Annotated in this window: 19 protein-coding genes; 14 read left to right on the top strand and 5 right to left on the bottom strand. The window is 69.0% G+C overall.

Translation table 11 applies throughout. The features are described from left to right. The first annotated feature begins 149 nt into the window (after window positions 1-149). The 5 genes from H4F99_RS10445 (at window position 150) to H4F99_RS10465 (ending at window position 6,125) form a co-directional block, all read left to right on the top strand. Window positions 150-1,760 carry a carboxyl transferase domain-containing protein gene (locus H4F99_RS10445; RefSeq protein ID WP_182669698.1) on the top strand — a complete coding sequence of 537 codons (1,611 nt, stop codon included), beginning with the start codon at window positions 150-152 and terminating at the stop codon, window positions 1,758-1,760. Between the two features lie 55 nt (window positions 1,761-1,815). After that, a complete protein-coding gene (locus H4F99_RS10450; RefSeq protein ID WP_182669699.1) occupies window positions 1,816-3,504 on the top strand; it encodes a molecular chaperone HscC in 1,689 nt (562 codons plus the stop codon). Further along, on the top strand, window positions 3,504-5,000 hold the full coding sequence (locus tag H4F99_RS10455; protein ID WP_182669700.1) for a hypothetical protein: 1,497 nt from the start codon (window positions 3,504-3,506) through the stop codon (window positions 4,998-5,000). Before H4F99_RS10450 ends, H4F99_RS10455 begins: the two co-directional genes overlap by 1 nt. A gap of 217 nt (window positions 5,001-5,217) precedes the next feature. Next, on the top strand, window positions 5,218-5,760 hold the full coding sequence (locus H4F99_RS10460; RefSeq protein ID WP_182669701.1) for a bactofilin family protein: 543 nt from the start codon (window positions 5,218-5,220) through the stop codon (window positions 5,758-5,760). Then, a complete protein-coding gene (locus H4F99_RS10465; protein ID WP_182669702.1) occupies window positions 5,757-6,125 on the top strand; it encodes a hypothetical protein in 369 nt (122 codons plus the stop codon). The genes H4F99_RS10460 and H4F99_RS10465 overlap by 4 nt, the downstream gene beginning before the upstream one ends. A gap of 33 nt (window positions 6,126-6,158) precedes the next feature. Here the strand turns inward: H4F99_RS10465 and H4F99_RS10470 are convergent, their stop codons facing one another. From H4F99_RS10470 to H4F99_RS10480, 3 genes are read right to left on the bottom strand one after another with little or no spacing between them, the layout of a single operon-like run. After that, window positions 6,159-6,425, bottom strand: a complete 267-nt coding sequence (locus H4F99_RS10470) for a DUF6587 family protein (RefSeq protein ID WP_182669703.1) — start codon at window positions 6,423-6,425, stop codon at window positions 6,159-6,161. 3 nt (window positions 6,426-6,428) lie between these two features. Continuing rightward, on the bottom strand, window positions 6,429-8,297 hold the full coding sequence (feoB, locus tag H4F99_RS10475; RefSeq protein ID WP_182669704.1) for a ferrous iron transport protein B: 1,869 nt from the start codon (window positions 8,295-8,297) through the stop codon (window positions 6,429-6,431). After that, window positions 8,294-8,542, bottom strand: coding sequence for a FeoA family protein (locus tag H4F99_RS10480; RefSeq protein ID WP_182669705.1), 249 nt, complete (start codon window positions 8,540-8,542; stop codon window positions 8,294-8,296). The genes feoB and H4F99_RS10480 overlap by 4 nt, the downstream gene beginning before the upstream one ends. A gap of 124 nt (window positions 8,543-8,666) precedes the next feature. On the opposite strand from H4F99_RS10480, the gene H4F99_RS10485 reads away from it, so the two are divergent. From H4F99_RS10485 to H4F99_RS10505, 5 genes are read left to right on the top strand one after another with little or no spacing between them, the layout of a single operon-like run. Next, window positions 8,667-9,449, top strand: a complete 783-nt coding sequence (locus H4F99_RS10485; RefSeq protein ID WP_182669706.1) for an enoyl-CoA hydratase-related protein — start codon at window positions 8,667-8,669, stop codon at window positions 9,447-9,449. A 34-nt stretch (window positions 9,450-9,483) separates the two neighbouring features. Further along, on the top strand, window positions 9,484-11,487 hold the full coding sequence (locus H4F99_RS10490; RefSeq protein ID WP_182669707.1) for an acetyl/propionyl/methylcrotonyl-CoA carboxylase subunit alpha: 2,004 nt from the start codon (window positions 9,484-9,486) through the stop codon (window positions 11,485-11,487). Beyond that, complete coding sequence (locus tag H4F99_RS10495; protein WP_182669708.1) at window positions 11,484-12,149, top strand: hypothetical protein; 666 nt, start codon at window positions 11,484-11,486, stop codon at window positions 12,147-12,149. The genes H4F99_RS10490 and H4F99_RS10495 overlap by 4 nt, the downstream gene beginning before the upstream one ends. Beyond that, window positions 12,146-13,048: a hydroxymethylglutaryl-CoA lyase gene (locus tag H4F99_RS10500; protein WP_182669709.1), complete on the top strand. Its 903-nt coding sequence runs from the start codon at window positions 12,146-12,148 to the stop codon at window positions 13,046-13,048. Before H4F99_RS10495 ends, H4F99_RS10500 begins: the two co-directional genes overlap by 4 nt. Beyond that, a complete protein-coding gene (locus H4F99_RS10505; RefSeq protein ID WP_182669710.1) occupies window positions 13,045-15,612 on the top strand; it encodes a sensor domain-containing protein in 2,568 nt (855 codons plus the stop codon). Before H4F99_RS10500 ends, H4F99_RS10505 begins: the two co-directional genes overlap by 4 nt. Window positions 15,613-15,645: 33 nt before the next feature. On the opposite strand, the gene H4F99_RS10510 is transcribed toward H4F99_RS10505, so the two are convergent. Continuing rightward, window positions 15,646-16,755 carry an acyltransferase family protein gene (locus tag H4F99_RS10510; RefSeq protein WP_182669711.1) on the bottom strand — a complete coding sequence of 370 codons (1,110 nt, stop codon included), beginning with the start codon at window positions 16,753-16,755 and terminating at the stop codon, window positions 15,646-15,648. Window positions 16,756-16,891: 136 nt separating this feature from the next. Between H4F99_RS10510 and H4F99_RS10515 the strand changes: the two genes are divergently transcribed. Together H4F99_RS10515 and yeiP are read left to right on the top strand one after the other, a co-directional pair. Continuing rightward, a complete protein-coding gene (locus H4F99_RS10515; RefSeq protein ID WP_182669712.1) occupies window positions 16,892-17,662 on the top strand; it encodes an SDR family NAD(P)-dependent oxidoreductase in 771 nt (256 codons plus the stop codon). Between the two features lie 68 nt (window positions 17,663-17,730). Further along, window positions 17,731-18,297 (top strand): elongation factor P-like protein YeiP, encoded by a 567-nt coding sequence (gene yeiP / locus H4F99_RS10520; protein ID WP_182669713.1) that lies wholly within the window; start codon window positions 17,731-17,733, stop codon window positions 18,295-18,297. Between the two features lie 51 nt (window positions 18,298-18,348). Here yeiP and H4F99_RS10525 read toward each other — a convergent pair whose 3' ends face one another. Continuing rightward, window positions 18,349-18,936: an NUDIX hydrolase gene (locus tag H4F99_RS10525; protein ID WP_182669714.1), complete on the bottom strand. Its 588-nt coding sequence runs from the start codon at window positions 18,934-18,936 to the stop codon at window positions 18,349-18,351. 222 nt (window positions 18,937-19,158) lie between these two features. On the opposite strand from H4F99_RS10525, the gene nhaC reads away from it, so the two are divergent. Both nhaC and H4F99_RS10535 read left to right on the top strand, forming a co-directional pair. Next, window positions 19,159-20,619: a Na+/H+ antiporter NhaC gene (nhaC, locus tag H4F99_RS10530; protein ID WP_246371813.1), complete on the top strand. Its 1,461-nt coding sequence runs from the start codon at window positions 19,159-19,161 to the stop codon at window positions 20,617-20,619. Window positions 20,620-20,658: 39 nt separating this feature from the next. Then, on the top strand, window positions 20,659-22,038 hold the full coding sequence (locus H4F99_RS10535) for a sodium-dependent transporter (RefSeq protein ID WP_182669716.1): 1,380 nt from the start codon (window positions 20,659-20,661) through the stop codon (window positions 22,036-22,038). The last annotated feature ends 39 nt before the right edge of the window (window positions 22,039-22,077 follow it).

A 22,077-nucleotide genomic window follows, 5' to 3' on the forward strand; every position in this document is an offset into this window, starting at 1 on the left:
CGCAGTACCCGCCGTACCCGGGGCCGCGCACTGCGCGGCCCTTTTTCGTGTGCGGCATCGATCGTGGCGGGACGCGGCGCCCGCGCGTCCACGGTCCCCTACCCGCAGCCGGTATCATCGACGGCTGGCTACACGGAACGTCATTGCTCATGCCCGCCATCCAATCGCAGCTCGATCCCCGCTCGCAGGACTTCCTGGACAACGTCGCGTTCCATCGCGCCCTCGTGGACGAGCTTGATGCGCGCCTTGCGCGTGCCGCCGAGGGCGGTGGCCTGACGGCACGGGACAAGCACACGGAGCGCGGCAAGCTGCTCGCGCGCGACCGCATCGCCGCCCTCCTCGACACCGGCTCGCCTTTCCTCGAGATCGCCCCCCTCGCCGCCGAGGACATGTACGAAGGCGCCGCCCCGGCGGCTGGCATGGTCTGCGGCATCGGCCGGGTGATGGGCCAGGAAGTGGTGATCGTCGCCAACGACGCCACGGTCAAGGGCGGCACCTATTTCCCGATGACGGTGAAGAAGCACCTCCGCGCGCAGGAAGTCGCGCGCGAGAACCGCCTGCCCTGCGTCTACCTGGTCGACTCCGGCGGCGCGTTCCTGCCGCTGCAGGACCAGGTGTTCCCGGACAAGGAGCACTTCGGCCGCATTTTCTACAACCAGGCACGGATGAGCGCGGAGAACATCCCCCAGGTCGCCGTGGTGATGGGCAGTTGCACCGCGGGCGGCGCCTACGTGCCGGCGATGTGCGACGAGTCGGTCATCGTCAAGGAACAGGGCACGATCTTCCTGGGCGGCCCGCCGCTGGTGAAGGCCGCGACCGGCGAGGTGGTCGATGCCGAGACCCTGGGCGGCGCCGACGTGCACACCAGCGTCTCCGGGGTGGCCGACCACTTCGCCGAGGACGACCGCCACGCGCTGGAGATCGCGCGCGACATCGTCGGCACGCTCAACCGCAGCAAGACCCTGCCGGTCACGGTGCGCCCGGTCGTCGAACCGCGCTACGCGGCCGAGGAGCTGTACGGCATCGTGCCGCGCGACACGCGCCGGCCCTTCGACATCCGCGAGGTCATCGCACGCGTGGTCGACGGCAGCGAGTTCCAGGAGTTCAAGGCCCGCTACGGCAAGACCCTGGTGACCGGCTTCGCCCACCTCCATGGCTACCCGGTCGGCATCGTCGCCAACAACGGCATCCTGTTCGCCGAGAGCGCGCTGAAGGGCGCGCACTTCATCGAACTGTGCAACCAGCGCGGCATCCCGCTGGTGTTCCTGCAGAACATCACCGGCTTCATGGTCGGCAAGAAGTACGAACAGGCCGGCATCGCGAAGGACGGAGCGAAGATGGTCACCGCCGTGGCCTGCTCGCATGTGCCCAAGTTCACCGTGGTCATCGGCGGCAGCTTCGGGGCCGGCAACTACGCCATGTGCGGCCGCGCGTATGGCGCGCGCTTCCTGTGGATGTGGCCGAACGCGCGCATCAGCGTGATGGGCGGCGAGCAGGCGGCCAGCGTGCTCTCGACGGTGAAGCGCGACGGCATCGAGGCCAAGGGCGGCCAGTGGAGCGTCGAGGAGGAAGAGGCCTTCAAGCGTCCGATCCGCGACCAGTACGAGTCCCAGGGCAGTCCCTGGTACGCGACCGCCCGCCTCTGGGACGATGGCATCATCGACCCGGCCGACACCCGTCGCGTGCTTGGACTGGGGATTTCCGCCAGCCTGAATGCGCCGATCGATGACCGCACCCGCTTCGGGGTGTTCCGGATGTAGCGTCAGCCGTCACGACGACGGATGGATCGGGGGAAAACAGGGGGAGTTGCAGGGGATGATCGTAGGTATCGACTTGGGGACCACGCATTCGCTGGTCGGCGTGTATGGGGATTCGGGCAGCACTCTGTTCCCCAACGCATTGGGGGATGTCCTGACCCCCTCGGTGGTAAGCCTGGACGAGGATGGCGTGCTGGTGGGACAACCCGCGCGCGAGCGCCTGATCAGCCATCCGCGGCGATCGGTGGCCAACTTCAAGCGCTGGATGGGCTCGTCCCGCGAGACCCGACTCGGCGACCGCGTGTTCCGGCCCGAGGAGCTCTCGGCGATCGTGCTGCGCGCCCTGGTCGCCGATGCGGAGGCAGCGCTGGGCGGGAAGGTCCGCGAAGCCGTCATCAGCGTCCCGGCGTACTTCTCCGACGCCCAGCGCAAGGCCACGCGGGCCGCGGGCGAGCTGGCCGGGCTGAAGGTCGAGCGGCTCGTCAACGAGCCCACGGCGGCGGCCCTGGCCTATGGCCTGCAGGATCGCGAAGGCGAAGGCCGCTTCCTGGTCTTCGACCTGGGCGGTGGCACCTTCGATGTGTCGATCCTCGAACTGTTCGACGGAGTGGTCGAAGTGCATGCAAGCACCGGCGACAATTACCTCGGCGGCGAGGATTTCCTCGAGGTCATGGTGGATGCCTTCGCCCGCGACCACGCGCTCGCACCCGGCGACCTGGCGCCGCACGAACATGCGCAGCTGCGCAGGCGACTCGAACAGGCCAAGCGCACGCTCGGCCAGGAGGGCACCGCTTCCGTGGAGATGGCCCTGCAGGGGCGTGAACTGGAATGGAGCATCGACGAGGCGCGATTCTCCTCCCTCGCCGAGCCGTTGATCCAGCGCATGCGCGCGCCGGTGGAGCGGGCGATGCGCGACGCGCGGATACAGCCGGGGCAACTGGACGAGATCGTACTGGTGGGCGGTGCGAGCCGCATGCCGCAGGTGGCGCGGCTGGTGTCGCGGATGTTCGGACGCCTGCCGCTCCGGCACGTCAATCCGGATCAGGCGGTCGCCTTGGGCGCCACCGTCGCCGCGGGCCTGAAGGCACGCGACCAGCGCCTGGAAGAGGTCATCCTCACCGATGTCTGCCCGTACACCCTGGGCACCCAGGTATCGCGCCGGGAAGAGAACGGGCAGGTCCGCAACGGGTACTTCCATCCGATCATCCCGCGCAACAGCACGGTGCCGGTCAGTCGCGAAGACGACTTCTACCCCATGACCCCCGGTCAGTCGCAGGTGCTGATCGACGTCTACCAGGGGGAAAGCCCGATGGTGGCGAACAACATCAAGCTCGGCGAGATCAACATCCCGATCGCTGCCCACGCCGCACCCGGCGAGCGTGGCGTCACCGTCCGGTTCACCTATGACGTGAACGGCCTGCTGCAGGTGGAAGTCCGCGAGCATGCCACGGGCAAGGTGCACGAGCTGGTGCTCGAACAGAACCCCGGCATGCTGGGTGCCGACGAGATCCGCGAACGGCTCGCCGCGCTCGAGACACTGAAGATCCACCCGCGCGACCAGCAGGAGAACCTGCAGGTCCTGGCGCGCGCCGAACGCCTGTACGAGGAATACCTGGAGCAACGGAACCTGCTGCAGGAGTGGATTGGCCGCTTCCGCAACGTGCTGGAAGGCCAGGACAGCGACCTCGTCGAAACGCACCGTCGCCAGTTCCACCAGGCGCTGGACGAATTGGAGGCCCGGGCCTGATGTGGGCATTCGCCGAACTGGGACTCGAGTCCGGGGCGGACGCGCGCGCTGTCAAGCGCGCATATGCCCAGCGCCTGAAAACTACCCGGCCGGATAGCGATCCAGCGGGGTTCCAGCGCCTGCATGCCGCCTACCAGGCAGCGCTGGCAGCACTGGTGTCGGTCCAGCATAACGACACCCGGCGCCCCGCAGCCGGGGCACCGGGGAGCGAGGAGCCGCCGCCCTCGCCCGCGGCAGCCAGCAGGGATGGACCGAGGGACACGCCCTCCCCCGGGATCGCGGACACCCGACCCGGGCCCGCGACGGACGTCTTCGATGCCGACGCGTTCCTGGCGGGCCTTATGGAGCCTCTGGTCCGGGGCGAACCGGCGGACGTCCGTCGCTGGCTGGAGGCACAGCCGGCGCTGTGGTCACTGCAACTCAAGGGCCGGCTCGGCTATTGGCTCCTCGACCGCCTGCATGAGCGCAGTCCGCCGGTAGCCGAAGACAACCTGGACGTGCTCCTGGACTTCTTCGACCTCGACCACGTACTGAGCGGGGTGGATCCGGACGCGCTAATGCGGCTGCGCAACCGCCTCGGGTTCCGTCACGACCTGCAACCAGGCCGCGAACGGGCGCTCGGCGACCGGATCTTCCACGGCCGACCCCGCCACGACCGCCACGCGTGGGCGCTCAAGGCGATGCGGCAGTTGCGCAGGCGGCTGGGCTGGCTACGCGCCCTTGCTTTCGCGTTGCCCTCCCGTCGACCTATCGAGATGCGCCACCTGGTGCTCGCACTCGACGATGGCGACCTCGACAGCCTGGGCGGCCTGGTCGACCTGCGCCAGACGCGCTTCTGGCTGGCCGCCGGCGACGGCAGCCGGCAATCCGTCGCCCGTCGCCTCGTCGCGCTCACGCGCTGCATGGCCGTCGCCGCCGGCATCGGTCTGGTGTTCGGGCTGGTGCACTGGCTGACCGGAGACCTGCCAGGCTGGAATACGGTGGCTCCCGCGGTCGGTTTCGGCGCCAGCACGTTCGCCTGGCTCGTGATGGGCCTTTACGTGGTCTGGGAAGCCTGGGTGGCGATAGCCGGATACTTCAACTGGCAGTCCGCGCCGGAGGAGATCCCAACCCCCCGGCCCCGGTTGCGCCTGTTCTGGGTCCCCGTGCTTTCGGGCCTGGCCCTTCTGCTGGCGCTGCCACCCCCTCCCTTCGACGTGCTCGCGATGCCGGTCGGCAGCCTGGCCGCACTGACCGGTCTGGTGCGCTGGGTGCGCCGCTCCGGCCTGCGCCTGAACTTCAGCGGTTGGCGCCTGATCCTGCTTCTCCCCTTCCTGAAGGGATCCGCAGCCCTCGTGGCGGTGATGATCACCGCCGGCGGTCCTCGGCTGGGGGTCGGCATGGCCGTGGGTGGGCTGCTGTTCTGGTCGATCGACGCATGGCTGCGCCGGAAGTCATGGTGGCCGATGCTGCGCCCCCACCTCCCCGCGAAGACCATCGCCGAACCTGGCCGATGACGGGGTGCGATGCCTTTCAAGTCCCCGCCCGCCAGGAAGGGGCAAGGATGTGATCCCGGGCGCGCCGGCAGGCGGCGCCGGTCACGACTACGACCGCTCGTCGACGAGCCCCCGGGAATACCGAGAACTCCTGCACGAAACTGCCATCGGGGCGGTGCTAGCCTCGATGGGACCGGCCTCCCCTGGGCCGGACCAGTCCCGTGAGAGGAACCGCAGCATGGCCATTTTCGGCAATCCCCCCGCTTCCCAGAAATCCGACGCGTCCAGCGCGGTCCCGCCGGCCAAGGCGCCGCCCCGCGAAGACGAGCCGCGCGCGAACGTCGCCTCGTTCACCGCGCCGGAGCCCGCCCGTCAGGCCAGCACGCCCCAGCGCAGCGCCACCCCGGACGCCAAGGAATCGGTAATCGCCTCGGACCTGACCATCGAAGGACGGATCGAGGGCTCGGGGCACGTGCGCCTCGCCGGCCGGTTCAAGGGCGACGTCAACGTGCAGGGCGACCTGACCATCGAAGTGGGCGCGAAGCTCGATGGCGGGGTGAAGGCCCGCAAGGTCATCATCGCCGGCGAGCTCGAGGGCAACATCGAATCGGCCGAGCGCGTCGAGCTGCTCGACAGTGGCGCGATGACCGGCGACATCAAGGCCGGGACGGTCACCGTTGCGGCGGGATCGCGCATGAAGGGCCAGGTCGAGTTTGGCTGGAGCAAGGACGGCAAGGGCACTGGCAAGGGCCGCGCCGGGGAGAACGGCGCCGACGCATGAGCGGCCCGCGTCCGGGCACCCCGGGCGCGACCCGGACGTGCCCGCACTGCAAGACCACGATCCTGGAAAGCGCCAGCGTCTGCCCGGCGTGCAAACACCACCTGCGCTTCGACCCGGAAACCGCCGGTGGCCAGCGCGAGCGGACCGTGCCACTCAAGGTCGAGGGGGCCATCCGCCCGCAGGCCAGTGACGCTGCGCTCGAATATTCGGTGGTGGTGACGGTACGCAACGAACGCGGCGAGGAGATCGACCGCCAGGTGATCGGCGTGGGTGCGCTCTACCCGGGCGAGGAGCGGACCGTCACCCTCGCGGTGGAAGGGTTGGAGATCAAGGGCTATCGCGCCGGACGCGGGCGCCGCCACTAGCGTCCGCCCGCCCTGCTGCAGCCGCGCGCGGTGTCAATGCCGCCGCGCGCTACCCTCGTCGGCGTCGCAACTGTTACATCCACCGCACGCCCCGCCGGCGCCGCCCTGCAGTGCCGGGGGCGCGAGCCAGCGCCCGATCTTGCGCGCCCACGCGGGGCGGCCGTCCCGCAGCAAGGGCGCGGCACAGGCGATCCGCCAGCGCCGTACCTGCGACGGCATCTGCCGCTTCAGTACGTACAGCGCACTGGCCACCACGGCCAGCGCGATCACCACGTACTGCAGGAGCAGGCCACCCTCCATTGCTCAGCCCGCGCCCAGGGCCACGGCAAGCTGGTAGGTCAGCATTGCCATCAGGTAGGCGAGCGCGAACAGGTAACCGGTGTTGATCGCCATCAGCTTCCACGATCCGGTCTCGCGCTTGACCGTCGCCAGGGTGGAAATGCACTGCGGCGCATAGATGAACCACACCAGCAGCGCCAGCGCCGTCGCCAGCGACCACTCGCTGCCGATGATGGGGGTCAGGGCTTCCGCCGCCGCTTCGTCGTCGGCCGCGGACAGCGCATAGACCGTCGCCAGCGACGACACCGCCACTTCGCGCGCAGCCATCCCCGGGATCAGCGCGATGCAGATCTGCCAGTTGAAGCCCAGCGGTGCGAACACGGCGGCAAGCGCGTGTCCGATGCGACCGGCGAAGCTGTAGTCGATGGCCGGTCCGGTCGCCCCCTCGGGCGGTGCGGGATAGCTGGCCAGGAACCACAGCAGCACGGTCAGCGCGAGGATGATCCCGCCGACCCGGCGCAGGAAGATCCAGCCGCGCTCCCAGAGGCCGATCAGCACGTCGCGCGGATGCGGGATGCGGTACGAAGGCAGTTCGAGCATCAGCGCGTGCTCGCTCTTGTCGCGCCGCCACTTCTTCATCACCCAGGAGACCACGAGGGCGCTGAGGATGCCGGCCATGTACAGCCCGAACAGCACCAGGCCCTGCAGGTTGAAGACGCCGACGTCCCGTGCCGGGATGAAGGCGCCGATCAGCAGCGCATAGACCGGCAAGCGGGCCGAACAGGTCATCAGCGGCGCCACCATGATCGTGGCCAGGCGGTCGCGCGGATCCTGGATGGAGCGCGTCGCCATGATGCCGGGGATCGCACAGGCGAAGCTCGACAGCAGCGGGATGAAGCTGCGGCCCGACAGGCCCGCCGCCGCCATCATCCGGTCGAGCAGGAACGCCGCACGCGGCAGGTAGCCGGACTCCTCCAGCACCAGGATGAAGAGGAACAGGATCAGGATCTGCGGCAGGAACACGATCACCCCGCCCAGGCCAGCGATGATGCCGTCGACCAGCAGACTGGCCAGCGGGCCCTCGGGCAGGACGCCCGACACCGTGCCGGCCAGCCAGCCGGTGCCCGCGTCGATCAGGTCCGCGAGCGGCGTCGCCCAGGCATAGACGGCCTGGAAGATGAGGAACATCACCAGCGCCAGCGAGAGCAGGCCGATCACCGGATGCAGCAGCCAGCGGTCCAGCGCATCGTCGATCGCGGCCGTGCGTCGCGGCATGGTGACCGCGACGTCGATCAGCCGGCGGGTCTCCGCATGCAGCACGTCGGCATCGCCGGCGGCCCCTTCGGGCAGCTGCCGCGTGGGCGGCTGGCGCAGGGCGGGCTCGCCCTCGATCGCTTCCACCAGCGCTTGCGCGCCATTGCGGCGCACCGCCACGGTGGGCACCACGGGCACGCCGAGTTCGCGCTGGAGCGCCTCCAGGTCGACCTTGATGCCGCGGCGTTCGGCGGCATCCATCATGTTGACGGCGAGCACCATGGGCTTGCCGAGCGCCCGCACCTCGAGCGCGAACCGCAGGTGCAGGCGCAGGTTGGTGGCATCCACCACGCACACGATGGCATCCGGCGCCGGCTCGCCCGGATAGAACCCGCGGCAGACGTCGCGTGTCACCGCCTCGTCCAGGCTCGCGGCATGGAAGCTGTAGGCGCCCGGGAGGTCCAACACGGCGTACTGGCTTCCGGAGGGCGCGAAGAATCGCCCCTCCTTCCGCTCGACCGTGACGCCGGTGTAGTTGGCCACCTTCTGGCGGCTGCCGGTCAGCTGGTTGAACAAGGCCGTTTTGCCGCAGTTCGGGTTGCCGACCAGGGCCAGGCGCATCGGTGCGACGTCGCTCATGCCGCCTCGCCTCCATTGGACACCCGAACGCGTGCCGCCTCGCTGCGACGCAGTGCGAAGCGGGTGTAGCCGACCTGCACCAGCAAGGGGTCCGCGGAAAACGGACCCGCGGCCATCATCTCCACCCGTTCGCCGGCCACGAAACCCAGTTCGCGCAGGCGACGCGCGATCGGGTCATTGGGAGCGGCTTCTTCCACGCACTCCACCCGGGCCACGGTGCGCCGCGGCAGTTCGGAAAGCTTCAAACGGACACCCGTGCACAAATGGGAACTGTTCTCAATTCTAGCATTGCCGCGCCCTGCCCGGCGGGCCGTCGCCGCAAGCCGCTATCATGGCAAGGTTTCGTGACCGGAGTGGCATGCTCAGCCCATGGACGCCCCCCTGCAGACCCGAATGGACGGCCCCGTCGCGCGCGTTCGCCTGACCCGCCCGGAGGTTCACAACGCCTTCGACGATGCGTTGATCGCACGCTTGACGACGGTCCTGGAGGGCCTGGGGGCCGACCCGACCGTTCGCATCGTGGTGCTGGAAGCGGAAGGCGCTTCATTCTCGGCCGGCGCGGACCTGAACTGGATGCGTGGCATGGCAGCGGCCAGCGAGGCAGAGAACCGCGAGGACTCGCTCGCCCTCGCCCGCCTGATGCGGACCCTGGACGAATTGCCCCGGCCGACCGTGGCGCGCGTGCAGGGCGCGGCATTCGGCGGCGGCGTTGGCCTGGTGGCCTGCTGCGACATCGCGATCGGCGCGAGGGGCGCGAAGTTCGGACTGACCGAAAGCCGGTTGGGGCTGCTGCCGGCGGTGATCTCGCCTTATGTCGTCGAGGCGATCGGCGCCCGGCAGTCGCGACGCCTGTTCGCCACCGCCGAAGTGTTCGATGCGGACGAGGCCGCGAGCATCGGCCTGCTGCACCAGGTCGTCGAGCCGGATGCGCTGGACGCCGCCGTGGACGCGCAGGTCGCGCTGCTGCTCAAGGCCGGTCCCGTGGCCAGTGCCGGCGCGAAATCGCTGGTGCGGCGGGTGGCCGCCCATGCCGACCGCGACCGGCATGACCGCGACAACGCCGCACTGATCGCCGCCCTGCGCGTCTCCGCGGAGGGCCAGGAGGGTCTGTCGGCCTTCCTGGAGAAGCGCAGGCCCGACTGGGCCGGGTGAGCCCGGCACCCCGAAACGGAGAGAAAGGAACACGATGTTCGAGAAGATCCTGATCGCGAACCGAGGCGAGATCGCCTGCCGGGTCATCCGGACCTGCCGCGCCCTCGGCATCCGGACGGTGGCCGTCTACTCCGAAGCCGACGCGGATGCGCAGCATGTGCGCCAGGCGGACGAGGCGTACTGTATCGGCGGTCCGCGACCGGCCGACAGCTACCTGCGCGGCGACGCGATCCTCGAGGTGGCGCGCCGCGCCGGTGCCCAGGCCATCCATCCCGGCTACGGCTTCCTCAGCGAGAACGCCGACTTCGCCGAGGCGGTGGAGGCCGCCGGCGTCGTCTTCATCGGGCCGAAAGCCGCTTCGATGCGCCGGATGGGCAGCAAGGCCGGCGCCAAGGAACTCATGCAGGCCGCGGGCGTCCCGGTGGTGCCGGGCTACACCGGCGAAGACCAGACGCCGTCCGTGCTGCAGGCCGAGGCGGACCGCATCGGTTACCCGCTGATGATCAAGGCGGCGCACGGTGGTGGCGGCAAGGGCATGCGGATCGTCCGCGAGGCCGGCGAGTTCATCGCCCACCTGGAAAGCTGCCAACGTGAGGCGGCCAGCGCGTTCGGCCGGGACCGGGTGCTGCTCGAACGCTATGTCGAGAAGCCGCGTCACATCGAGATCCAGGTGTTCGGGGACGCGCACGGCGGTGCCATGCACCTCAACGAACGCGAATGCTCGGCCCAGCGCCGTTACCAGAAGGTCCTGGAGGAGTCGCCCTCGCCGTTCATGACCCCGGCGCTGCGTCGGGAGATGGGCGAGGCGGCCGTGCTCGCCGCGCGTGCGATCGACTACGTCAACGCCGGCACCGTCGAGTTCATCGTCGGGCAGGACGGCCGGTTCTATTTCATGGAGATCAATACACGCCTGCAGGTGGAGCATCCGGTCACCGAGCAGGTCACCGGGCTGGACCTCGTCGAGTGGCAGTTGCGGATTGCCGCGGGCGAGGCGCTGCCGCTGGCCCAGGACGCGGTCCGCCAGCATGGCCATGCCATCGAGGTGCGCCTCTACGCCGAGGATCCGGAAGCGGGCTTCCTGCCCGGTTCGGGCCCGCTGCGCCGGCTGCGCCTTCCGCCACCGGGCCCGCACGTCCGCATCGATGCCGGCGTGGTGGAGGGCGACACGGTCACCATCCACTACGACCCGATGATCGCCAAGCTGATCGTCTGGGACGAGGATCGCCCGCGAGCCCTGGCGCGCCTGCGCACGGCGCTGGCCGGCTGCGCGATCGAGGGACCGAAGTCGAACATCGCCTTCCTGGAGCGGCTGGTGCGGCACCCGGCGGTCGTCGAGGGCACCATCGATACCGGCTATCTCGACCGGCACCCCGAAGCATTCATGCCGGCCGAAGACGCGCCTGACCCCGACCTGCTGGTCGCCGCAGTGGTCGCCCGCCTGCTGGCCGGGGAGCGGGACAGCCTGCGGTTGGCCGGCACGTCGGGGGATCCGTGCTCGCCCTGGGCCATCGCCGATGGCTGGCGCCTTGGACATGGCGGTCGCCGGAGCCTGGCGATGCGGCTCGGCGACCGGCGACTGGTATTCCACGCGCGTGGCAGCGAGGGGCGATACCACGTGGAACACGACGGTACGGCTTGGGACGTGGCTGGCGCACGGTGGTTGGCCGATGGCCCGCTTGCTTTGCGTATCAACGATCGGGGCCTACGCGTGTCGGTGCATGTCGATGACGGCATGTGGGTCGTACATGACGGCCGCACGCGCCTGCGCCTGCAACCCGTCGCCTTGTACGAGCGCGAAGGCACCGGGGAAGGTGCCGCGGCCGACAGCGTGCTGGCGCCGATGCCCGGACGCGTGGTGGTGGTCAAGGCGGACGCAGGCGATACCGTGGAGGCGGGCCAGGAAGTGATGGTGATCGAAGCGATGAAGATGGAGTTGAGCCTGAAGGCGCCACGGGCCGGCACGATTGCCCGTATCGGTGCCGCGGCCGGCGACTTCGTCGAGGCGGATGCCGTGCTGATCGCCCTGGAGCCGGCATGAGCTTCCGCGTCGCTGCCCAGATGCCGTGGCGGGGCATCGCCCTGCTCGCCGCCCTGTTCGCCACCGCCTGCGCCCTCCCGACACCGCAGGATACGGCCGAGGTTGACGACGAATGCGACGACAACCCGATCGCCGCCGCGTTCCCTGACACCCCGGCCATCGCCACCGAACCCCTGCTCTGGATGCAGTGCAGCGCCGTCGAGGTGTCGGCCCGCTACGGCCAGGAGGACCCGGATACCGGTGAGGGCGAGCATTGCACGATCAGCATCCATGACACGGGCGCATCCCTGCCCGACGATATCCTCGGCATGGGCACGGATGAAATGGTCCTGCATGCGCGGGAGGGCATGCTGGCCTTTGCCCATTTCAACGTCGATGCCCTGGTGGAGTACCGTGCCTACACCCTCCAGGATCCCGTGTTGCTCCACGAATATGGTGGGCCCGATCACCTGCCGGTGGTGGGAAAAACCCGCACGGGCGACGACTATGGAATCACGGTCCCGCTCCGCGATGAAGAGCCCGCGCCGCAAGCCCTCATCTCGGTGATACGGGACCGTCATGTACTCGAGATCGAATGCACGCATCCGGTCGCCAACCACGACGAGGCGCGGGATCTGTACGCGCCCTACCTCGGCGTGCTCAGTCTGGGGGCACTGCCATGACCCCGGATGTCCGCATCGTCGAGGTCGGCCCGCGCGACGGGCTGCAGAACGAAAGGGCGATGGTCGCGACGGCAGACAAGATCGAGCTGGTCGACCGGCTCTCCGCGACCGGGCTGCGCAGCATCGAGGCAACCAGTTTCGTCAGTCCAAAGTGGGTGCCCCAGCTGGCCGACGCGGCCGAGGTCTTCGCCGGCATCCGCCGCCGGGCGGAGGTGCGTTACCCCGTCCTCGTTCCCAACGAGAAGGGCTACGAGCGGGCGCGCGCGGTCGGCGTGGAGGAGATCGCGGTGTTCACCGCCGCGTCCGAGGCCTTCAACCAGCGGAACATCAACGCGTCGATCGATGCATCGCTGGAGCGCTTCGCGCCGGTGCTCGCCCGGGCACGAGAAGACGGCGTGAGCGTGCGGGGCTACGTGTCCACGGTGCTCGGCTGCCCCTACCAGGGCGAGGTCCCGCTCGCGGACGTGGTCCGCGTCGCCCGCGCCCTGCACGCCATGGGGTGTTACGAAGTGTCGCTGGGCGACACCATCGGCGTGGGTACGCCGGGCAAGGCACGCGCGATGCTGGAAGCCGTCGCGGCCGAGGTGCCGATGTCCGCGCTCGCCGTCCATTTCCACGACACCTGGGGCCAGGCCCTCGCCAATATCCTGGCCTGCCTGGAGGCCGGCGTCGCGGTGGTCGATGCGTCGGTCTCGGGAGCGGGCGGCTGCCCTTACGCGAAAGGCGCCAGCGGCAATGTCGCCAGCGAGGACGTGGTCTACATGCTGCATGGGCTGGGCGTTTCGACCGGCGTGGACCTGGACGCCCTGGCGGAGACCGGGCGCTGGCTGGCCGCCCGCCTGGGCCACGAGAACGGCAGCAAGGTGGGCCGAGCACTGGACGCCGGGACCTCGACATGAACCGCCGCCCGCCCGCATCGCTGCCGAGCGCGTTGCCGGGCGACGGCCCCACCACGGTCGATGCGCTTGACCTGTACCTGTCGCGCGATGACCTGCCTTCCGAAACGCGTGCCCTGCTCACCCGCGCCCGCGACGCGCTCCAGATCGCACTGGAAGAGGCAGCCGGCGCCCGGCAACGCTACGACGCCCTGTTCAACGCGGTACCGGACCCGGTCAGCATCATCGACCACGACGGGATCGTGCTGGACCTCAACAAGGCGGGTATCGCGGCGTATCGCCGCAGTCGCGGCGAGATCGTCGGCCGCCCGATCCATGTCCTCAACCCCGACCTGCCACGCGACCACATGGCGCCGGTGGTCGAAGCACTCGAACGCGGCGAGACCTACGTCATCGAGGTCTCGAACATGCGGGCCGACGGCACCCGTTTCCCGGTGGAAGTGCATTCGGCGGGCATGGAGTACGAAGGTCGCCCCGCCCTGGTGGCGGTGGCGCGCGACCTCAGCGGCCGCCGCGATGCCGAACTGCGCTATCGCGAACTGGTCGAGGCCCTGGACCAGGGCATCCTGGTCCAGGACGCCGGGGGCCACTACCTGTTCGCCAATGCCGCGGCGCTGCGGATCTTCGGCATCGGGAAGGGCCGTCCGCTCGAGGAAGAACTGCAGCCGCAACACTGGCGGATCATCGACGAGCACGGTCGCGAGATCTCCGCCAGCCAGTTGCCGGCGCAACGCGCCCTGCAATGGGGCCGAACCATCGAAAGCACCCTGCTGGGTTTCTACCACCGGGAGCGCCGCCATCTGTCGTGGCTGTCCGTGACCTCGGTGCCGCACTATCCGGCGGGTGGCGACCGTCCGCGACAGGTGCTGTCGCTGTTCACCGATGTCACCGCGCTCAAGCGCGACAGCGCCCTGTTCGACCGCGCGCAGTCCCTGGCGCAGATCGGCGGCTGGGAATGGGACACCGGCCTTGACCACCTCTACCTCACCGATGAAGCGCAGCGCATCCTGGGGTGCCAGCCTGCCCCGGCCACCATGGACGGGCTGCTGGACTGCCTGCGGGACGCCGACCGCCGCCAGCTCCAGGACGCGATCGCGCGAGCGCTCTCGACCGGCTACGGCATCGACCTCGAACTCGAAGGCGTACGCGGCAGCGGCAAGTCGTTCTGGGTCCGCGTGATCGGCGAAGCCATCATCGGATCCGCCCACAGCGCGCGCCTGACCGGCACCCTGCAGGACGTCACCGATCGCAAGCATTCGGAGGAGTCGCTGCGACAGCAGGCCCGGACCGACCCGCTCACCGGCCTGCTCAACCGCGATGCCATCCTGCAGGAACTCGACACCTGGCTGCAGGAGGATGCCGAGCATGCACGCATCGCCGTGCTTTACATTGACCTGGACCGCTTCAAGGTGGTCAACGACGTGCTGGGCCACGCCGCGGGCGACCGCCTGCTGGCCGCCGCCGCGCGTCGCATCGAGAACGTGGTGGACATCGAGGGCCTGCTCGCGCGTTTCGGCGGCGACGAGTTCCTGGTGGTCTGCATGGTGCACGACGACGACACCCGCCCCGAGCGTCTCGCCGATGCCATCCTGGCGGCCTTCGGCACCACGTTCCGCGTCGACGGAGAGGACTTCAGCATCACCGCCAGCATCGGCATCGCCCGAGCGCCCCAGGACGGCATGGGCTCGCCCCAGCTCATCCAGAGCGCCGACGTGGCGATGTACGACAGCAAGCGTCGCGGGCGAAACGGACGGCAGGCGTACACGCCGGAGCTGGCGGAGCAGCAGTTGCAGCGCCTGCAGCTGGAAACCCACCTGCGCCGCGCGGTTCGCAACGACGAGTTCCACCTCGTCTACCAGCCGCAGGTGATCCTCGCGGACGGCAGCCTCGCGGGGGCGGAGGCCCTGATCCGCTGGCGCAACCGTTCACTCGGCGAGATGCGTCCGGACCGCTTCATCGATCATGCCGAGACCACCGGGGACATCGTGGGCATCGGTCGCTGGGTCCTGAAGGAGGCGTGCCGGCAACTGCGCAACTGGCGCCAGCAAGGGATGGCGATCGAACGCATCGCCGTCAACGTGTCCTACCGCCAGTTCCTGAGCGAAGACCTGATCCTCAGCGTGCGCGAAGCACTGGGGGAGACCGGGCTGGAAGGCCGCATGCTGGAGCTGGAGTTCACCGAACGCGTGCTGATCGAGGACGACACCGACACCCAGCGGGCGTTCCGGGAGCTGCGCGACATGGGTGTCGCCCTGTCCATCGACGATTTTGGCGAGGGTTACAGCGCCCTGAACTACCTGCGCCGGCTGCCGATCACCGGGCTCAAGCTGAGCCAGTTGTTCGTGCAGGGCATCCCCGGGAACGAATCCGATGTCGCCGTGTGCCAGGCCGTCACCGGAATCGCCAACAGCCTGGGCCTGGGGGTCGTCGCCGAAGGCATCGAGCACGAGACCCAGCGCGACTATCTGGTGTCCATGGGGATCACGACCGGCCAGGGCTTCCTGTACGCACCCGGCCTGCTGCCGACCGAACTCCTCCAGCGGTATCCCGGCAGCCTGCGCCGCTGAGTACGCTTCCAGGGCCGCCTTGGGAGGCCCGGCTCAGCGCCAGCGCCCGGTTCCCACCCGCCGGAGCAGCCCGGCGCCTGCATCCACGGCGCCGTCGCAGGCGCGCATGAACTGGCCCGTGTACCGACGCTCGACCCCGGCGTGCACCAGCCACGAGGCGAACAGCACGAGCGCAAGGGTCCCCCAGAACACGAGGTGCGGGTCCAGCGCAGGATGCGCCAGGTTGAAGATCATGTACCCGATGTTCTGGTGCAGCAGGTAGAGCGGATAGGTGAGTGCGCCGGCGAGCAGCCAGCGCCGCCGCAGCAGTGGACCGGTCCAGCGCAAAGCGACCATGCCCATCGCGACGAAGTAGGACACGATGATCGCGACGACGGTACCGCGGCTCATGCGGGTGTCGTATCGCTGCTCGAACAGCGGCAAGCCCCCGAGCGCGTCCCGCAGGGCCAGGCCCAGGCACGCCGCAAGCATGCCGCAGCGAACCCCATTGGCGCCCGACGACCAGACCAGGTAGAACACCGCGCCGGCGATGAAATACGGTGCATAGTCGGTGATCAGCAGGAACCGCAGGACCGGGTTCGGGACGATGGCGAGCGCCACCGTGGCGGCCAGCCAGGCGAGCAACAGGGCCTGCGCGCGGCTGATCAGGCCGAGCATGAGCACGGCGGACACCATGGCGTAGAACTGGATCTCGACGAAAAGCGACCAGTACACGCCATCGATGGAAGCGACCCGCACGAACCCGTTCAACATCGTCATGTTGACCAGGTACTGCATGAACGTGGCGGAGAAACGCGGCCCGCCGATCAACAGGATCGCCAGGAAGGTCAGCGAACAGCAGACCCAGAAGGCCGGGTACAGACGGGCGATCCGCGATACCACGAACTTGCGGAGGCTGCCATTGGCCGCCGTCATCAGGATGACGAAGCCGCTGATCATGAAGAACAGCTCGACCCCCATGAAGCCGTACTTGGCGACCGACTCCAGCAGCGGATACGCCATCGTGGTCCGGTCGCCCCCGGCAAAGCCCCGGAAGGCGTAGTGGTAGAACACCACCGCCATCGCCGCCACGAAACGCAGCAGGTCGATCTCGTTGACCCGCTGCCCGCCACTGCACCGCCCACTCAGGCCCTCCTTTCCCACGCATGCTCCTGGTCGCTGATCCGGGACGTTCCCCGATGGATGAACGCGACAAGCGGCTCGACCGGGCCACGCCGGGGTTCCCGCGGGGCGCCGGCGCCGTAAAATGGGCGGCCCAAACGCGCGGAGCGCCACCGACATGCAGCTTGCCTCTTCCCTCGCCCTCATCACCGGCGGTGTATCCGGTCTCGGCCTGGCGGTGGCCAAGCACCTGGTCGCCCAGGGCGCCAAGGTGGCCCTGTTCGACGTCAACGACGAAAAAGGCGCTGCCGCCGTGGCCACCCTGGGCGAGGCCAACGCGCGCTATTTCCGGACCGATGTCACCTCCGAGGCGGACGTCAGCGACCAGGTGCAGGCGGCACGCGAGTTCCTCGGCGGGCTGAACACGGTGGTGAACTGCGCCGGCATCCTCGGCGCCGGCCGGGTGCTCGGCCGCGAGGCGCCGATGCCGCTGGCGAACTTCCAGTCCACCGTCATGGTCAATCTGGTCGGCAGTTTCAACGTCGCCAAGGCCGCCGCGAACCTGATGCAGCACAACGACGCCCGAGACGATGGCGAGCGCGGCGTGATCGTGAACACCGCATCGGTCGCGGCCTACGAGGGCCAGATCGGCCAGGCCGCCTACTCGGCGTCCAAGGGCGGCGTGGTCGGCATGACCCTGCCGATGGCACGTGAACTCGCCCGCTTCGGCATCCGCGTGATGACCGTGGCACCCGGCGTGTTCTGGACCCCCATGGTCGACGGCATGCCCGAGAGCGTGCAGGAATCGCTGGCGGCGTCGATTCCGTTCCCGTCCCGCCTCGGCCAGCCGGAGGAGTTCGCCGACCTCGTCGCCTACATCCTCGGCAACACCTATCTCAACGGCGAAACCATCCGCCTGGATGGCGCGACCCGCCTCGCGCCGAAGTAAGCCCCCATCCCGACCCACCCGCCCCTGCCCTCCCCCGAACAGGGCGAGGGCGCCAGCAAGAGCGTCCCATGAAGGCATCCGACATCAAGAAGGGCAACGTCGTCGAGCACAACAACGGCGTCTACCAGATCCGTGACATCGAGCGCAGCTCGCCCCAGGGCCGGGGCGGCAACGTGCGCTTCCGCTTCACCATGTACAGCGTCCCGGGCGGCATCAAGACCGATGCGAGCTTCGACGCCGACGACGACCTGCGCGACGTGGAGCTGAGCCGTCGCCAGTCGACCTTTTCGTACATGGACGGCGACGACTTCGTGTTCCTCGACGATGAGGACTACACGCCCTATACGCTGCCGCCCGCGGCGCTGGGCGATGCGGCCGGCTACATCGTGCCGGACCTCTCGGGCTGCTACGTGCAGTTGATCGAGGACCAGCCGGTCGCGCTGCAGCTGCCGCAGACGGTCGCGCTGGAAGTCACCGAGACGCCCCCGGAACTCAAGGGCGGCACCGCCACCAAGCGCCCCAAGCCGGCAACGCTCTCGACGGGCATCGAGATCATGGTCCCCGAGTACATCACCACCGGCGAACGCGTGCTGGTGAACACCACCACGGGCGAGTTCTCGGGTCGCGCCGACTGACGCCGCGACGGCGGCCCGGAGCGATGCAGCGCATTGCCCGGGCCCTTGCGGTCATCCGGCAGGCCCGGCCGGGCCCGCCTGGCGTGCGAGCCACTTCCGCGCCATCCGTGCCATCGAGGCGTCCGTGGCCGCATCCGCGGCCAGCGCCGCGATATCGCACCATGCGAGGTCCAGCGACTCCTCGCTGACCACGAAGCGTTCGTCCTCGCCGGCCCGCACGACGTAGCGGACGTCATAGTGCCAGTGACCCGGGACGTCGCCACGCGCGGGGATCCAGTGGCGGTCGACGTCGAACGGGTCGGGCTCGACTTCGAGGTCCTGCAGTCCCGACTCTTCTTCGGCTTCGCGCAGCGCCACGCGCGCGAGCTCGACGTCGCCGTCGGCGTGGCCGCCCAGTTGCAGCCACCGTTCCAGCTTGCGGTGGTGGGTCAGCAGCACGCGCCGCCCGGTGCGATCGACCAGCCATGCCGATCCGGTGAAATGCCCGTCCAGTCGTGCCCGGACGAACGGATCCGCCGGATCGTCGAGCAGCGACATGAACAGGCCCGGATCGGTTTCCTCCGGCCAACGGGCCGCATAACGGCTGAGCGCCCTCGCCAACGATTGGCGGCCGGAAGCGTCTTCGGGGCGGAACGTCATTCGGGTCCACGAAAGGGGTCGAAGGTCGACGAGTATGCGCGATTCGCGCGTGCTGCACCCTCCCTTGCTCACGCTTTCTTCACTGGGGTATGGTGGCCCGCGCACGCCGCTGCACGCCCCCACGGGCCCTGCACCGGCATTTTTCGTTCTGGGGAACAGGATGCCGTACACACTGCTTGATCAGGGCCGCAATGCCCGCATCCCGACCCCGGGGGCATGTCGATGACCCGTTCCCCGTCCCTGCTCCAGGCCTTCCTCCCGCTGGCCGTCCTCGCCACCCTTCTGGGCTGGGCGGTGTACGTCTACGGCGCCGACGCCTCGTACGGCGCCAACCAGGTCTCGCTGATGATCGCCGGCGGTGTCGCCGCCCTGGTCGGACTGCGCAACGGCCAGCGCTGGGCGGAGATCCAGGACAGCCTGGTGCACGGCATCTCGCTGGCGATCGTGCCGATCTTCATCCTGCTGGCGGTCGGCGCGCTGATCGGCACGTGGGTGCTGTCGGGCACGGTGCCGACCCTGATCGTGTACGGCCTCAAGCTGTTGCATCCGTCGTTCTTCTACCCGGCGGCATGCCTGATCTGCGCGATCGTCGCGCTGGCGATCGGCAGTTCCTGGACCGTCGCGGGCACGCTGGGCATCGCCCTGATCGGCGTGGCCCAGGGCCTCGACCTGTCGCTGCCGATCACCGCCGGCGCGGTGATCTCCGGCGCCTACTTCGGCGACAAGATGTCGCCGCTGTCCGACACCACCAACATCGCACCCGCGGCGGCCGGCAGCGAGCTGTTCGCGCACATCCGCCACATGGTCTGGACCACCGGTCCCAGCATCCTCATCGCCCTGGTGCTGTTCACGCTGATTGGCCTGGGTTCGCAGGGGAGCGACCCGGGGGCGCCGTCGCTCGACACCCTGCCGTCGGTGCTTGGCGAGCAGTTCAACATCGGCCTGCACCTCCTGATCCCGCTCGTGGTCGTGTTCGCGCTGGCGATGCTCAAGTTCCCCGCCTACCCGACGATCTTCATCGGCGCACTGCTGGGCGGCCTGTTCGCGGTGGTGTTCCAGCCCGAGCTGGTGGTCAAACTGGCGGACAAGGCCGAGCTGTCGCGCCCGATGGCGATGATGACCGGCGTGTGGAGCGCGCTGGCGGACGGCTACAAGGCGGATACCGGCAACGCCGCAGTCGACGAGCTGCTCAGTCGCGGCGGCATGAGCAGCATGCTCAACACCATCTGGCTGATCTTCTGCGCGATGGGCTTCGGTGCGGTCATGGAGAAGACCGGCCTGCTCGAACGCATGATCCGCAGCGTGCTCAATGCGGCGAAGTCGACCGGCGCGCTGGTGACCGCGACGCTGGCCACCGCCATCGGTTCGAACGCGGTGGCGGCCGACCAGTACATGTCGATCGTGCTGACCGGACGACTGTACCGTCCCGAGTACGAACGCCGCGGGCTGGCGCCGGTGAACCTCTCGCGTGCGCTCGAGGACGCCGGCACGATCACCTCGCCGCTGATCCCCTGGAACACCTGTGGCGCCTACATGGCCGCCACCCTGGGCGTGGCCACGCTGGACTACCTGCCCTTTGCCTTCTTCAACCTCGTCAACCCGATCGTGTCCGCGGTGCTGGCCTATGCAGGCTTCAAGATCCTGCACACCACGCCCAGGGCCAACGTGGTGACCCACCCCTGACCCGCCGCCCCGCGGCCCCAACCGAAACGGCAGTCCTTCATGGAAAAGACCTCGATCCACGGCATGTGGTCCTCCCGCATGGCCTTCATCCTCGCGGCCACCGGGTCGGCCGTCGGACTGGGCAACATCTGGCGTTTCCCGTACATGACCTCGGACAACGGCGGCGGCGCCTTCGTCCTGGTCTACCTGGGCTGCATCGCGCTGGTCGGCCTGCCGATCCTGATGTCGGAAATCCTGCTCGGCCGCCACGGCCGCCGCAGTCCGGTCAACGCCCTGACCGACCTGGTCCGGGAACTGGGCGCCTCCAAGGGCTGGATCAGCATCGGGTGGATCGGCATGGTCGCCGGCGTGCTCATCCTCAGCTTCTACAGCGTAGTCGGCGGCTGGACCCTTCATTACAGCTGGCTGTACATCTCCCAGTTGCTGGGCGGCAACGGCATTACCGACCCCGGCGCCACCTTCACCGGGCTGCTGTCCAGCCCGGGCGAGCTGACCCTGTGGCATGCGGTCTTCATGGTCCTCACCCTGGGCGTGGTCGCGCTGGGCGTGGAAAAAGGACTTGAGCGTGCCGTGCGCTTCCTGATGCCGGCGCTGTTCGTGCTGCTGCTGACCCTGGTGATCTACGGCGCCACCACCGGCCACCTGGGCGAGGCCGCTGCGTTCCTGTTCAAGCCCGACTGGTCCAAGATCTCCGGCCGCACGTTCCTGGATGCGATGGGGCAGGCGTTCTTCACCCTGAGCCTGGGCATGTGCACGATGATGACCTATGGCGCCTACCTGCCGAAGGGCGTCTCGATCCCGCAGGTCGGCGTGACCGTGGCACTGGCCGATACCGGCGTGGCGCTGATGGCCGGCCTGGCCATCTTCCCGATCGTGATCTCCTTCGGCCTCGATCCCCAGGGCGGCGGCCCGGGCCTGATCTTCACCTCGCTGCCGCATGCCTTCAATGCGATGCCCTTCGGCATCGTCTACGGGCTGCTGTTCTTCGCCCTGCTCTCGGTGGCCGCCTGGACCTCCTCCATCTCGCTGATGGAGCCGGCCACGGCCTACCTCGTCGAGCGGGCGGGGCTGGGCCGGCGTGCGGCCGCTGCCGTCGTCGGGGCCGTCTGCTGGGTGGCCGGCCTGGCCACGGTGCTGTCCTTCAACGTCTGGGCCAGCGTGCGCGTTCCCGAACACCTGCGCGTGATCGGCGGCAAGAACATCATGGACATGATCGAGTTCGTGTCGAACAACCTGATGCTGCCCCTCGGCGGCCTGCTGATCGCGCTGTTCACCGGTTGGGTGGTCAAGCAGACGCTGTTGAAGGACGAGCTGGGCAGCCTGTCGCCCGCGGCGCTGTCGCTCTGGCGCTGGCTGGTGCGGCTGGTGGCGCCGCTGCTCGTCCTCGCAGTGCTCATCACCCCGTTCCTGCTGGACTGAATACCCGCCGTCCGGCATGCGCCTGGCCTGCCGCTGGCG

The sequence above is a fragment of the Marilutibacter penaei genome (genome assembly GCF_014145395.1).
In the GTDB taxonomy this organism is placed as follows: domain Bacteria; phylum Pseudomonadota; class Gammaproteobacteria; order Xanthomonadales; family Xanthomonadaceae; genus Marilutibacter; species Marilutibacter penaei.